Here is a 13714-nt window from a genome sequence, read left to right on the forward strand (position 1 = left end):
GATGAGCTCAGCAGTAAGACAAATTAACAACAGGAAGATGAATGCGTATTTGGGGTAAGGTTTTCGGTTTTATTATCGGCTACATGTTTGGTAAAGGTTTCGGCGCCCTATTAGGGCTTTGGCTTGGGCATATGTACGATAAACGCAGTGGTTTTGCCGAGATGCTGCGTAAGGGGCATCAGCGTCAAGCTGAGTTTTTTAATACAACCTTTACAGTTATGGGCCATGTTGCCAAAGCTTCTGGCCATGTGACGGATGTGGATATTCGTATTGCCACTATGCTGATGGATCAAATGAAGTTAACTGGCGATGCAAGACGTGATGCGCAAACAGCATTTAGAAATGGACGCGATGCCAATTTCGACTTAGTCAAAACCCTGCGCGAATTTCGAGTGATGACCCAAGGTCGCCGTGAAATATTACAAATGTTTCTTGAAATTCAAATTCAAACCGCACTGTCTGATGGCGAATTACATAGCAAAGAAAAGCAGATTTTATCAACCATAGCCAAAGAGTTAGGCTTAGGCCAAGCTCATTTGGATGCGCTACTTAATCGTTGGCAGGCAGAGTTTCACCATCATCAAACGGCTAATGGCAGCCACATGCAGCTTGAAGACGCTTATTCACTATTGGGTAAGCAGGAGTCTTCCAGCGACCAAGAAATCAAACGTGCTTATCGAAAACTCATGAATGAGCATCATCCAGATAAACTGGTCGCTAAAGGTTTGCCAGAAGAAATGATGGAGCTGGCAAAAAGTAAAGCTCAAGACATTCAATCTGCTTATGAAACAGTTAAAACATCTCGAGGAATGAAATAAGCGCAGGGGTGGTAAACACAATAATCATCATTAAGAAGTGATGTTAAAGGGAGTTTTCTATGCAATATAAAGCGACTGTGAGTCTAGTAAGTTTGGCGTTGTTAGCAACCTCTGTTCAAGCTGAGGTGTTTGTTGCTCCTTTTGGCGGTTATAGTTTTGGCAGTACAGAATTTGACATTGGCGATCTGAATAGTCAGCAAACAGATAAGCTAAAAATAACCGAATCTGAGCATTATGGCTTTATGGCAGGAGTCACGACCAAAGACCCAGGTAATATCTACTTTCTGTATAGCACGCAAAAAACTGATTTGAGAAGCAATGCTTTTAGTGCGGATGTCTTTACTGATCTTGATGTTGATTATTTCCATGTCGGTGGAAGTTTATTTTTCCCCAATGGCCGCGTTAAACCTTACGTTACCGTCACTGCCGGTGTCACGCACATGCGACCGAGCAATGACTTTTCAACTGAAACCCGTTTTTCAATGGGATTTGGCGGCGGCGTAGCCTATGACATTACCTCTCAAGTGGCCTTATTTGCCGATGTAAGAGGCTACGCTACATTCGTTAACTCAAACAATAGCTTTTTCTGCGGCCCCAATGAATGTGTGTGGAATATTTCTGCCGATATCATGTGGCAAGGGCAGGGCAATATTGGTTTAGAGGTTAAATTTTAATTAGGTGACCGAACATGAAAATTGTTGTACTTGATGGCCATACATTAAATCCGGGTGATTTAGATTGGTCATCGTTAGCTGCGCTGGGTGAGCTTAGCGTTTATGAACACACTATGGCGGCAGATATTATCTCCCGCAGCAAAGATGCCGATATAATTTTAACCAATAAAGCGGTAATCAATGCTGAGGTGATAAGCCAATGTCCACAGCTTAAATACATAGGTGTGACGGCAACAGGTACCAATGTGGTTGATATCGCAGCGGCTAGCGCGCAGCAGATAGTTGTAACCAATGTGCCTGCTTATGGCCCTGATGCTGTGGCGCAAATGGTATTTGCTTTAATACTGCAACATACCCAGCAGGTGGATTTACATGATAAAGCAGTAAAAAAAGGTCAGTGGAGTCAATCAAGAGACTTTTGTTTTACGCTTTCACCTTTAGCATCGCTTAAAGGCAAAACTATGGGGGTTGTTGGCTATGGTGATATTGGTCAACAAGTGGCAAGGTTAGCGCTGGCATTTAATATGAATGTGTTAATTAACACATCGACACCCAAAACGGATTTACCTGCAGGTGTTCAATGGCAGACGCTCAATAAGTTATTAAGCCAGTCAGATATCGTGTCGTTGCATTGTCCGCTTAATCAAGCCACTGATAAAATGATCAATGCTCAAAGTCTTGAGTTGTTTAAGCCTAACGCTTTATTGGTTAATACCGCTCGAGGCGGTTTAGTGGATGAAGTAGCATTGGCAGATGCGTTAAATGACAACCGCCTTAGCGCTGCACTTGATGTGCTTTCAAGCGAGCCGCCAATGGCTGATAACCCGTTATTAGCGGCTAAAAATACCATTATTACCCCTCACATCGCTTGGGCAACAACAGAGGCAAGGCAAAATCTGTTAAATATTGCCGTGGATAATGTGGCGCAATTTTTAAAAAACAGCCCATGTAATCAGGTTACTTAGCCAGAAAAACAAATAAGGATATTTGTGCAATATGAGTTTATGGAAAGCGCTTTACGATGTATTTGAAAAAGAGCATGCGCGGGTTGAGAAGCATAAAGGCCAGCAACGCGCGCTGTTATTTGAAATTGAAGCCAATATCAATTTTATCGCTGTAGGGCTAAAACAGGGTCTTAGTGCTGATCAAATCGTGGCAGGAATTGATGTCGATGTGTTTAAGCAATCAATGATACAAGGTTATGACTTTAATCGTTTAACTGCTAATAGCTTATTGGCCAAGGCCATTATTGATTACCCTGAGTTTGATAAATATATCGGTAAAAGCTCTGATGAGCTGGTTGCCAATGTTTACGGTAAAATATTTGTTTTGCAAAAGTTGATGATAGCGGGGCGTTTCGAGCAAGCTGGTAAACTTAAATCCTTATTAAGGATGTTAATTTTAGTGTTATTTCATTTGCAAGGTAGAGCACTGCCTAAAAGAAAAAGCAGCTAACTGCTTCATAAGCCCTTCAAGGTGATGTTAATACCACATCGAATTTATCCAATAAAAAGCCTAACCTTAGTACTTTATGTGCTTGAGGTTAGGCGTTTATGTCTACAGCGAGCAATCATTAACCTAGGTCACAAAGCGTAATTATGACGTGGTAATAGGCGAGTTATCATAGTGTAAAGCTAAAATATAACCTTAACTTTTGCCGCCGATGCTATGGCTTTCGTTATGGCATTATCAATATTGTTATCACGGGCTAAGGCAACACCCAGACGGCGTCTACCATCAATATCAGGTTTACCAAACAGCTTAATTTGGGTATCCATTTGCACTAATGCTTCAGCAACGCCTTGATAGCGAATATTTTCAGACTTTCCTTCAGCCAGAATAACCGCAGAGGCACTTGCGCCATGTTGCTTAATTTCGGTAATAGGCAGGCCTAAAATAGCCCGAACATGCAAAGCAAACTCAGATAAATCTTGGCTGATAAGCGTGACTAAACCAGTATCATGGGGTCTCGGTGATACTTCTGAAAAGTAAACATCATCACCTTTGATAAACAGCTCAACACCGAATAAACCATAGCCGCCTAACGCGGTTACTACTTGCTCACCAATTTGCTGCGCTTTGGTAAGTGCAGCTGCTGACATTGCTTGAGGCTGCCAAGACTCACGGTAATCACCGTCTTCTTGTCTGTGGCCAATGGCATCACAATAATGAATGCCATTGACAGCACTAATGGTCAGCAAGGTGATTTCATAATCAAAATCAATAAAGCCTTCCACAATCACTCGCCCACCACCCGCGCGGCCACCTTCTTGAGCGTATTGCCAAGCTTGTTCAATTTGCGCATTGGTTTTTATCACGCTTTGACCTTTACCTGATGAACTCATTACAGGTTTAACCACACAGGGCTGACCAATTTGCTCAATTGCGGCAGTAAACTCAGCGAATGTATCGCAAAAGAAATAAGGCGATGTTGGAATACCTAAGGTTTCAGCGGCTAGGCGGCGAATGCCTTCTCTATCCATGGTTAACTGAGTCGCTTTAGCTGTTGGAATGATATTGATGCCGCCTTTTTCTAACTCAACTAGGGTTTGAGTAGCGATAGCTTCAATTTCTGGGATCACTAGATGCGGTTGTTCTAATTCAATAACGTCTCGTAATGCTTTTTCGTCCAACATGTTTACCACATGAAAACGATGTGCAATTTGCATGGCTGGAGCATTAGGGTAGCGATCTACGCCAATAACTTCGATGCCAAAGCGTTGTAATTCGATAGCGACTTCTTTACCAAGCTCACCACAACCTAGCAGCATGGCTTTAACTGCACCGTCAGTTTCAGCGGTACCAAAGGTGAAAGGGACATTGTTATTCATTATTTAACCTTGTAGGGGGAAAAAATAGCCGAGGCAGTTTACCTTTTATTCGTATTTGATTGATTAGCTAAACCGATAAGTGTGTAAAAGATCACGTGAAAACTCTTATTTTTATAGCGAATAAAGCACTTTAATTGGTTATTTTAGCTATTGCCTTGTGTTATCTTGAGGTTGCCAGCTTGTTGATTTTGGTTGTTATTTCTTTTGCTTTGATTGTGATAGGAGTGTCATATGTTTTTGGATTATTTTGCTCTAGGACTGCTGTTTTTTGTAGCATTAGTTATTTTTTACGGTGTTATCGCGATTCATGATATCCCCTATGAAATTGCTAAAAAGCGTAATCACCCACAGCAGGATGCTTTGCATATCGCTGGTTGGGTCAGTTTATTTACCCTACACGCTATTTGGCCATTCTTATGGATTTGGGCAACCTTATACCGCGAAGATAGAGGCTGGGGCTTTAGTGATGGTAAGAAGCGAGAGCTTATGTTGGAAGGTGAAGTGAAAGAATTGTTAGATAAGGTTAATGACCTAAATGAGCGTTTAATCTCTATTGAGTCGCCATCGGAACAAGCAAGCGTCACCGATGCTGTTAAACCTCAACCGCAGCCAGAACAAGGAGCGTAGCGATGGATCTGTTACTGATATTAACCTATACCGCTTTATGTGTGGCGATATTCAAAATTTTTAAAATCCCACTCAACAAATGGACTGTGCCAACGGCGGTGTTAGGCGGAATAGTATTAATTGGTACTTTATTAGTACTGATGAACTATAACCATCCTTATACTAAGTTTGCCCGTGAATATTTCGTTTCAATCCCAATCAATCCTGCAGTAAAAGGCTTAGTGGTTGAAGTCAATGTTAAGCCCAATGTCCCTGTCAAAAAAGGTGAAGTGCTATTTAGAATCGACCCAACCCCTTTCATTGCTGTCGTTAAACAAAAAGAAGCGGCACTGGAAGATGCACTGCAAGCCGTGCCACAATTAAAAGCCTCATGGGATAGTGCGATTGCCCGCGCAGCGCAAGCAGAGGCTAATCGTGACAGAACCAAATCTGCCTTTGAGCGTTATGATGAAGGTCGCCGTAAAGGTGGTAGAAACTCGCCATTTTCTGAAATTGAGTTAGATAATAAACGCCAATCATATTTAGCAGCAGAAGCTGCTTTTAAATCGGCGTTAGCGGAAGAAATCCGTTTTAGACTGGCATTTGAGTCAAACATCGACGGGGTAAATACTGATGTAGCAGTGGTTAAAGCCGAACTTGATGCCGCTATCTTTAATTTAGAACAAACCGAAGTGAAAGCACCAGTTGATGGCATAGTCACTCAAATGGCGTTGCGTCCGGGGGTGATGGCTGTGCCTATTCCGCTGCGACCCACTATGACATTTATACCTGATGAAGACCGCTACTTTGCTGGTGCATTTTGGCAAAATTCATTACTGCGCTTAAAAGAAGGTGATGAAGCGGAAATTATCCTTGATGCTATGCCTGGCCAAGTACATAAAGGTAAAGTCGTTAAGGTATTACCTGCAATGTCAGAAGGTGAGCTGCAATTTGGCGGTGCGCTGCGCTCTTCAAATGAGTTATTTAAGCGTGGCCGGGTGTTAGTATTAATCGAGTTAGCTGACGATGAACTACGCACCAGCTTGCCTGCAGGTGTAGCTGGGCAAGCGGCAATTTATACCGAGCATTTCACTCATGTTTCGATTATTCGTAAAGTGTTATTGCGGATGCAAGGTTGGCTCAATTATCTGTTTGCTGAAGGGCATTAGTGATAATGTGATTATTCTTTTATAAAAAAGTCCGCGATTGTTATATATAGTAACTTAAAGGGTGTATAATGTGTATTAAGGTAGAGAAATCTGCCTTTTTTTTGCACAGTTAACATGACAGGTGTATAGTAAATGGTGTGTACGATATGTATAAGGGAAACATGGTTTGTCATCAGTAAAAGTTAGAGCAACGATTGTAGAGGACAATACGGGCATCAAAAGCCAACTGCCTATCTTGCTAACTGAGCAAGGAGAGTTAAGTACGGTCACAGACTACCTACTCAAGCTAGAGGCAGACGGTGTGAGTAACTCCGTCATGAATGGGTTTATTCAAGCGGTGTCCTTGTTGCTGGATTATATGGAAGCAAATAGAGGATTGTTTGACGATCCGAAGTTGCTCTTTCAGACCTTTTCTAAGCGGTTGTATACAGGAACGATTGGTGAGGATGGACTTGACCCATCAGGTTTGTATTGGGTGCCAAGTTCAACCAGTAACGTGAATAAGCATATTCATCGATTGACGGCATTTACAGATTGGTTGGCAAACAAGCACGGCACTGCGTCCATGAATCCCTTGCGTAATGCTACCCCGCATGAGCAGCGATTGAATTACGCTGCATGGTATCGCAAAAACCAAAACGATTTCCTTGGTCATATCGAAGATAAGACTGTGAACAAAACCATCCGTAAGGCGCGAACCATTAAAGGACGCACGCCGCTCACCAAAACCGAAGATGACGCCATCGCCTTTCCTGAAAAGCATTGGACAGATTTTTATATGAACGGTATTGGTGGCGCAAGCGATCCACGAGTGGCACTCAGGGACAAATTAATACTCCTACTCATGCACGGTGGCGGACTACGCGAAAGCGAGGCTTTAACCCTTTGGGTGACAGATGTGTTTGAAGATCCCTATAACCCAGATAGTGCAATCGTTCGAATTTATAATGAAGTCGATGGCAAAGCGCCAAGTGACCCTGAAGTTCGCTCTAAAAATCAGAATAGAGAAACGTACTTAAAAGAAAAGTATGCGCGTATCCCTCGCCAGCGCATGAAAGGTACAGCTCATCTTGGCTGGAAGAATCGTGTGGTTGACCATAAAGACAACTACATACAAGTTCAGTGGTTTCCAACCGACTATGGCAAAGTGTTTATGTCACTGTGGAAAAACTATCAAAAGTACCGAGCCAGCATCGACTGTCACCACCCTTATGCGTTTATTTCGTTTCATCACAGTGCTTTCGGCAACCCTTACACCATCAACGCTTTCCATGATAACTACGCCAACGGCTTGAAGCGCATTGGTTTGGAGCAAAGCAAGGCTGAAGGTAAAGACCCTCACGGGCATCGTCATAATTACGGTAGACGATTAGAACGCTCAGGATTGAACCCGTTGGTGATTCGACGCTGCATGCACCATAAGTCCCTAGATTCACAAATTCCCTACACAGGCAAAGGTCAGCAGGAAATCTCTGATGAACTGACCCAAGCGACACTACAACTGGCAAACCCTGAATCCAAAGTCAAAGCGCTCGATTGGAAAGCACTGGTTGAGCATGGCTTTGATGACATCGACCCGCAGGGCTACTTCACTGGCAAACATCCAAAATTGAAAGGTAAATAATGGCGAACAAAGGCAGAAAACACGACGGACGCTCATCGGATTTAACTTTCTCATGGATGCTCACCACGCTTGGCGCGGAGTGGCAACAATGGCAGGAGTTGGCTGCTGAGTGGATGGCGACACAAACCACTGGTATTCACCATAAGCGGGATGCGTTAAGCCGCTTCTTTGAGGCTTATATTGCTGAATATGCACCCTATGCCATTGACAATATAGATTTGTTTTTTAAGGGCTACAAGGGATATCAATGCTCCAGTGAAGAGTTGGAGAAACTAGCAAAAGGTCGATTTACAGATGCGTATGAAATTTCAAAGAGCGTTAATATCCCTTGTGATTTCATCGACTTTGTTATTGAAAAAGTGTTCTCCGAAGAAGATGACAATGGCAACCTTGTGCCACTGGTTCAAAACCCGCTCAGCAAAATCAAAGGGCAAGATAATACTACGGAAACCGTGCGTAACCCTTTACCGTATCGCTACATTCAGGATTTGCGCCAAATCCTTTGTCCGTTGCCTGATAAAACTGAACTCACCGTCATTGAGCAAAATCTCAAGGACGATGAATCCATGCTTCCTGCCTATCACTATCGACATTTCAAGCACTGGACATGGGCGCAGCAGCAAACAGGACAAGGAACTTCTGGCGGTGATGGTGACTGGTTTGAAGTCGAGCCAGAGCTGATTGATGCGTCCGACCCTGATTGTGTGTGGCGTACCAAAGAAGTGACTCGAAAAGGCGAACAAATCACCCTTCACCAAATCTGGTCGCCTGTCAAAGCGATGGTGATTTTAATAAAGCTCCATCTACCACTGCGTTCCTATCAGGTGCGTATGCTGGACAGTGGTGAAGCCGATACATGGCGCTATGAAAACGGTCAATGGGTAAAGAACACCCAACATGATTTTGCCCTTGGCAGCGAGAAACGCCCATTCGGAAAAGGTGTCTTCCGCCGCATTCACGACACCATGACAGGGCTGTATTCCACAGGCTTGTATATCAACACCAACAAAACCGCTGACCAGAACAAAGATGAACTGGAGCGTGGCTACATCATTCCTTGGCAAAACGAGGAAGTGTTGTACTGGCTGGAAAAACTGCGTAACTGGCAAGAAAAATACAACCCGATTGCAAAGCCCACCGATTGCACCACTCTACTGAGAAAGCATACTGGAATTAAAAAATCAGACAAACAGTTAGAAAGCATGGGTGAGATTGCCTTTTTGTTTCGTGATGCATCAGCAAAGGGCGAGAATAAGCACAAACCAGTTAGAGGCGATTCAAATACAGCGATTTTCTGGTATCAACTCTTACTGACGCTAGAAAACCAACTCGCAGAGCAAGGCAACACACTAGATAACGGCGAGCGCTTAAAACTGGTTGTGGATTATCCAGAGGGTACGCCAAAACGGGATAAGGCTGCCACACTTTTTCCCTTGCACAGTTTGCGTGTCTCACTCATCACGGCGTATACAATGGATACGCAACTACCATTGCCTGTCATTTCTAAGCTATTGGCGGGGCATACACGCCTGTTGATGACTATCTACTACAACAAAATTACCCCGTCCGTGATGGCAGAGAAAATGGATGAAGCGCATGGTGAGTTGGATGCGAAATCCAAACAATCAGTGCGCAACTTCCTTAAAGATGCTTCGATGGAGCAAATCCAATGCAAGATGGTGTATCACAGTGATGATAGCATTCAAGCGGCACTGGTTAATCGCAATCCGATAGGCTGGGAAGAACGCTCGTGTGGGATGTGTCTGGTTGGAGGCAACACCGTGAAATCGGATGAAGTCAGTACCATTGGCGGCTGCTGGAATGGTGGTGAGTTGATTAATAATGCAAAAACTGTCAGTAAGCGCATTTATGGTAGCGTGCCACATGGCTCTGAAAACTGTATTCGCTGTCGCTGGTTTATTACCGAGGCTCGATACCTACCTGCGCTTAATGCCCACTTCAATCAACTGAGTTACAAGGCGCATCAAGCGGCTAACCTCTCTGTGGAAATTGAGGGTGAACTAGAAGCCCTCAAAGATGAACAGTTCTTTTGTGAAGAGCAAGGTAAGCCGTTCATCAAGCATGATGAACTGCAAGCACTACAGCGCCGCTATGAAAAACAGCAAATCGAAGCCGATGAATACGCCAAAGATTGGATAGCGTGCTTTGAGCTTATCAACAAAATCATTCGCGTCGAAGAAGCCAGGAATGAGGATGACGCCAAAGATAAGCTGATTGCGGTTGGCTCTGAGCAAGATGTCAGCCATGCCTTGAAGTTTATCGAAACCGACTCTGAATTACTGCACTTATCGCTGCTTTGTGATGACGCGGAGTTTTACCCTGATTTACAGGACGAACTGCGTAAAACCCCTGTTATTCAAAAGCGCTCGATGCAACTCAGTCGTGTGCTGATGAAAAAAGGCTTCGAGCCGATTTTCATGGAAATGGACGACAAACAACAGCTCATCGCCGCCAATGCTATGCTGCGCCAAATGGCGAAAATTGCTGACCCTGACGACAAGCTCGAAGGTTACCGTAAGGTGGCGAGCTACATAGAAGCGGGTGAATACCTGACTGATAACAAGCTGTTCTCTGAGGGCATTCATGCTCTGACTGATAAAGCCATTAATCTAGATGGCATCGCACTACCGAACTTATTGGAGGACTAATGGAACTCGATATTGATGTTATTCTGGCTGACTTAAAAGAAGGTAAAGTGCCTCGCACGCAACAAAACCTCGATAAGCTCAACGACACGCTGAAAGCCTATGCAGAATCAGGTCAGCGTGACTTCTCCATTACGCAAATTGGGCGGGTGTCTGTCGAAAATGGCGGGGTGGCGTATGAGGCGTTGCGTGCTACCCGTAACAAGCACTACCGAACACTCATCGAAGCATGGGCGGCAAAGTACAATACCAATACCAAAAAACCGTTATCCAACACCTCACGGTCTAAATCCATCCCTGCGGATAATAAACTGCTAGAGCGCATCCCAGACCCTGCGGTACGCGCCTTGTTTGGTCAAATTATTGCGGAGCGTAACCGTTACCGCAAAGAGGTTAATTTGCTCAAGCAACACGCCAATATTACCATCGACAAACGCCCTGTGCGCCAGTTTGACACCACCGCAGAGCCAAGTGTTGAAGTGCTGCCATCCCTATCAGGCGTACTCACCGAATCAGAGAAAAAAGCCTTAGCGTATGCAATTTCTGATGAATGTATGGAAAAGAACGACTGGCAAACTACTCAGGCGGGTCAGGTAAAAGACATGGAATACAACAGCGAAGTATTCCCTAGAGGCTTTGTCACAGGGCTTCGCAAGCTATTGGGTGAGGTAGATGACTAATGGCAAGTGGGCAGCAGAAAGCGCAACAAAACCTTGAGGCATTTGAGGTCTGGAAAGCCACACAGACGGACGATGAGTTTAAACAAATCGTGTTTAGAGGTCAGCTTAATCGCATTGAAGTGGCAAAGGGTATTGGTTGTGGAAAATCGGCTTTAAACCAAAATCCTGCCCTCAAGAAAGCACTCAAAGCCTTAGAAGATGAGCTGCGCGGTAAAGGTGTCCTGCCACCGTTGACCGACGCTGCCAAGAAGAATGAGGGCAAACCTCAAGCCTATGACAACACAGCAAATCGAAAGCTTCTCGATTCAAAGCGGGTGTCGTCATTAGAAGCTGAGAACATTGAATTGAAAGCCAAGGTCAAGGAGCTTGAAAAGCGACTTGAGCGCTTTGGTGAGCTATCTGAAACTTTATCCGAAATGGGGTTGATGCCACGATGAATACCGCTTTGCATGAAGACCAAATGCGTGTAACCAGTATCCCTTATCGCTCGACCAAGATGGTGATATTCAGCGGTGTACCGCTGGCGAAAGACTCTTACAAAACCAATAGTGGGAAGTATTACGTCACCATCAAAGCCGACCCAGATAGCATCCCTGTGCTTCCAACGCTGGGTCAGCATTGGTCAGTCAGAGGTGCTCGACAGATAGAAAATATGGAGATGGGTGATTATGTAATGCAGCAGCACACGTATGAATCACCCAAGCATATTGAATGCACTTTACCCGAAACAGGTGAGCAACTGATACGATTTATCGCCAGAGAAAGTGACTTCAAGGGTATTGGCGAAAGCAAAGCTAGAGCGCTCTGGCAGCTCTTGGGTAAAGACTTCCATGCCACACTGAGAAATGACACCCCAGAGTCCAGAAAGCGTCTGACATCGATTTTGAGTGAAGATTCAGTGGAAGCGCTCTTTAAGGGGTACGCCAAATATAAAAATCTGGCTCATTGCAACTGGATGAGCGAGTACAACATCCCTGCCAGTGTGCAGCAACGACTACTCAAGCATCACGGTGAAGCCTCCATCGATGTTATCAAGGATAATCCTTATGCTTTAATGGGCTTTGGTCTTTCGTTCGGTGCCATTGAAGACATTATCAAGTTAACGGATTTTAAGAGCGATGTTGCGAAGGATGACCCAAGAAGGCTCAGCGCTGCTCTGGAAATGGCGATTCGCAAGGAGATTGAAAAAGGTCACACCTATACCACTCATGCCAATGTGCGCCCTTACCTCAACAAGCTATTAAGAGACAAAACACTGGTCACTCAGGCGTTCAAATCAGGTCATGATAAAGCTCAGTACATTTTAAACCCCGACACAGGAACCTACCATCCAACGGCGCAACTTCTGATGGAAAGTGTCGTTGCCAAACGGCTAAATATACTGATTAAGCGGAATGACTTGTTTGATGAAAACGCCAATGCTGCGTATTGCTCTGCGGTTGCGGAGCTTCCCTACGAATTAACCCCTAAACAAATCGAAGCCGTAACAACGTGTCTGGATAATTCGGTAAGCTGTATTACGGGCGGTGCAGGAACAGGCAAGACAACGGTACTCAGAACGGCTCTCAGGGCTTACCATCAACTTGGATTTGAAATACACGCCGTTGCGCTCAGCGGTCGTGCTGCAATGAGACTTCATGAGTCCATCGGTTTTGTTACCTCGACTATTGCCAAATTGCTGCGTGAAGACCCCATAGAACCCAGTGTCGAGAAAACAAATCACCTACTGGTGATTGATGAGGCAAGTATGATTGACTTGCCAACCATGTATCGTCTTGTGAATCACATTCACCCCTCTGTACGATTGATATTCACTGGCGACCCCGATCAACTTCCACCCATCGGCTGCGGCAAGGTGTTGGCAGACATCGTTGAAGCAAAAACGGTGGCGAATACGATGCTAGATATCGTTAAGAGACAGGAAGGTTCAACGGGTATCCCCGAATACTCAAAGCTCATTAATCAAGGTGTGACGCCTGAGCAATTAAGTACAGGTGCAATACACTTTCACGAAACCAGTAAAACAGACATTGCCAAAGTCTGTTGTGAGCTTTACCAACAGTGTCCTGAAAACAGTCGCGTCATGGCTCCAACCAAGGCACTCGTATCAGAAATCAATAAGCTCACCCAACAAGCCGTTAACCCAGATAGCACTAGCCTTGAGTTCGAAATCAATGGGGATAAGTTCTTTTTGCCCCTTCGCATGAATGATGCGGTGCTATTCACGCAGAACCATTACGACAAAGGTGTTCAGAACGGTTCGCTTGGCACACTAACTAACGCCAAACCTTCTGGGGATAGTTACGGTGAAGTGACGCTAGATACAGGTGAAAAGGTTGAGATAACACAATCCGTTCTCGACTGCATGGAGTTGGGTTACGCAATCACCCTACATAAAGCTCAAGGGTCACAGTTTCCACGCATCATCATCGCTCTGCAAAACGGAAGAATAGTAGATAGAGCATGGTTCTATACGGCAATCACGAGAGCTGAAAGTGAAATCCATATCGTTGGTAGTAGTGATGACATGAAGCAGATCACCGAGGCACCTAGTCACTCTCATAAGCGGAATAGTTACCTAAAAGAACTATTGAGTTAGCAATTTCAAACTCGTTTATGCCCCATAACAAGCTAGAGCAGGAATGA

Annotated in this window: 12 protein-coding genes; 11 read left to right on the forward strand and 1 reads right to left on the reverse strand. The window is 44.6% G+C overall.

What is annotated here, in order from left to right; genetic code table 11:
• Window positions 1–41 precede the first annotated feature (41 nt).
• The 4 genes from djlA to AB4160_RS15730 are packed head-to-tail and all read left to right on the forward strand — an operon-like array spanning window position 42 to window position 2947.
• Window positions 42–818, forward strand: a complete 777-nt coding sequence (gene djlA, locus AB4160_RS15715) for a co-chaperone DjlA (RefSeq protein WP_076541194.1) — start codon at window positions 42–44, stop codon at window positions 816–818.
• 59 nt (window positions 819–877) lie between these two features.
• Window positions 878–1492, forward strand: a complete 615-nt coding sequence (locus AB4160_RS15720; protein ID WP_102475563.1) for an outer membrane beta-barrel protein — start codon at window positions 878–880, stop codon at window positions 1490–1492.
• Window positions 1493–1506: 14 nt separating this feature from the next.
• Entirely contained in the window at window positions 1507–2457 is a 951-nt protein-coding gene (locus tag AB4160_RS15725; protein WP_372005454.1) for a D-2-hydroxyacid dehydrogenase, read from the forward strand.
• Window positions 2458–2488: 31 nt separating this feature from the next.
• Window positions 2489–2947, forward strand: a complete 459-nt coding sequence (locus AB4160_RS15730; RefSeq protein WP_303458881.1) for a hypothetical protein — start codon at window positions 2489–2491, stop codon at window positions 2945–2947.
• A 179-nt stretch (window positions 2948–3126) separates the two neighbouring features.
• Here AB4160_RS15730 and purT read toward each other — a convergent pair whose 3' ends face one another.
• Window positions 3127–4323, reverse strand: a complete 1197-nt coding sequence (gene purT / locus AB4160_RS15735; RefSeq protein WP_372005456.1) for a formate-dependent phosphoribosylglycinamide formyltransferase — start codon at window positions 4321–4323, stop codon at window positions 3127–3129.
• Between the two features lie 231 nt (window positions 4324–4554).
• On the opposite strand from purT, the gene AB4160_RS15740 reads away from it, so the two are divergent.
• The 7 genes from AB4160_RS15740 to AB4160_RS15770 all read left to right on the forward strand — a co-directional run bounded on the left by AB4160_RS15740 (window position 4555) and on the right by AB4160_RS15770 (window position 13667).
• Entirely contained in the window at window positions 4555–4950 is a 396-nt protein-coding gene (locus tag AB4160_RS15740; protein WP_241900959.1) for a DUF3302 domain-containing protein, read from the forward strand.
• A gap of 2 nt (window positions 4951–4952) precedes the next feature.
• Window positions 4953–6098 carry an HlyD family secretion protein gene (locus AB4160_RS15745; RefSeq protein WP_102475562.1) on the forward strand — a complete coding sequence of 382 codons (1146 nt, stop codon included), beginning with the start codon at window positions 4953–4955 and terminating at the stop codon, window positions 6096–6098.
• Between the two features lie 166 nt (window positions 6099–6264).
• Window positions 6265–7722, forward strand: a complete 1458-nt coding sequence (gene gmtY, locus AB4160_RS15750) for a gamma-mobile-trio recombinase GmtY (protein ID WP_372005458.1) — start codon at window positions 6265–6267, stop codon at window positions 7720–7722.
• Entirely contained in the window at window positions 7722–10391 is a 2670-nt protein-coding gene (locus tag AB4160_RS15755) for an integrase family protein (RefSeq protein WP_372005460.1), read from the forward strand. The genes gmtY and AB4160_RS15755 overlap by 1 nt, the downstream gene beginning before the upstream one ends.
• Window positions 10391–11068, forward strand: a complete 678-nt coding sequence (gene gmtX / locus AB4160_RS15760; RefSeq protein WP_102439775.1) for a gamma-mobile-trio protein GmtX — start codon at window positions 10391–10393, stop codon at window positions 11066–11068. Before AB4160_RS15755 ends, gmtX begins: the two co-directional genes overlap by 1 nt.
• The gene (locus tag AB4160_RS15765; RefSeq protein WP_102484573.1) at window positions 11068–11505 is read left to right on the forward strand and encodes a VPA1267 family protein; all 438 of its coding nucleotides are present in this window, start codon (window positions 11068–11070) and stop codon (window positions 11503–11505) included. Before gmtX ends, AB4160_RS15765 begins: the two co-directional genes overlap by 1 nt.
• Complete coding sequence (locus AB4160_RS15770; protein ID WP_372005462.1) at window positions 11502–13667, forward strand: AAA family ATPase; 2166 nt, start codon at window positions 11502–11504, stop codon at window positions 13665–13667. Before AB4160_RS15765 ends, AB4160_RS15770 begins: the two co-directional genes overlap by 4 nt.
• Window positions 13668–13714 lie beyond the last annotated feature (47 nt).

The sequence above is a fragment of the Shewanella sp. 10N.286.51.B8 genome (genome assembly GCF_041469325.1).
Taxonomy (GTDB): Bacteria; Pseudomonadota; Gammaproteobacteria; order Enterobacterales; family Shewanellaceae; genus Shewanella.

Excerpts from the sequence above, each read along its gene's own strand:
- AB4160_RS15740 (WP_241900959.1), top strand. The coding sequence starts at position 4,555 with ATGTTTTTGGATTATTTTGCTCTAGGACTGCTGTTTTTTGTAGCATTA.
- djlA (WP_076541194.1), top strand. The coding sequence starts at position 42 with ATGCGTATTTGGGGTAAGGTTTTCGGTTTTATTATCGGCTACATGTTT.
- AB4160_RS15730 (WP_303458881.1), top strand. The coding sequence starts at position 2,489 with ATGAGTTTATGGAAAGCGCTTTACGATGTATTTGAAAAAGAGCATGCG.
- AB4160_RS15765 (WP_102484573.1), top strand. The coding sequence starts at position 11,068 with ATGGCAAGTGGGCAGCAGAAAGCGCAACAAAACCTTGAGGCATTTGAG.
- AB4160_RS15770 (WP_372005462.1), top strand. The coding sequence starts at position 11,502 with ATGAATACCGCTTTGCATGAAGACCAAATGCGTGTAACCAGTATCCCT.
- purT (WP_372005456.1), bottom strand. The coding sequence starts at position 4,323 with ATGAATAACAATGTCCCTTTCACCTTTGGTACCGCTGAAACTGACGGT.
- AB4160_RS15725 (WP_372005454.1), top strand. The coding sequence starts at position 1,507 with ATGAAAATTGTTGTACTTGATGGCCATACATTAAATCCGGGTGATTTA.
- AB4160_RS15745 (WP_102475562.1), top strand. The coding sequence starts at position 4,953 with ATGGATCTGTTACTGATATTAACCTATACCGCTTTATGTGTGGCGATA.
- gmtX (WP_102439775.1), top strand. The coding sequence starts at position 10,391 with ATGGAACTCGATATTGATGTTATTCTGGCTGACTTAAAAGAAGGTAAA.
- AB4160_RS15755 (WP_372005460.1), top strand. The coding sequence starts at position 7,722 with ATGGCGAACAAAGGCAGAAAACACGACGGACGCTCATCGGATTTAACT.
- AB4160_RS15720 (WP_102475563.1), top strand. The coding sequence starts at position 878 with ATGCAATATAAAGCGACTGTGAGTCTAGTAAGTTTGGCGTTGTTAGCA.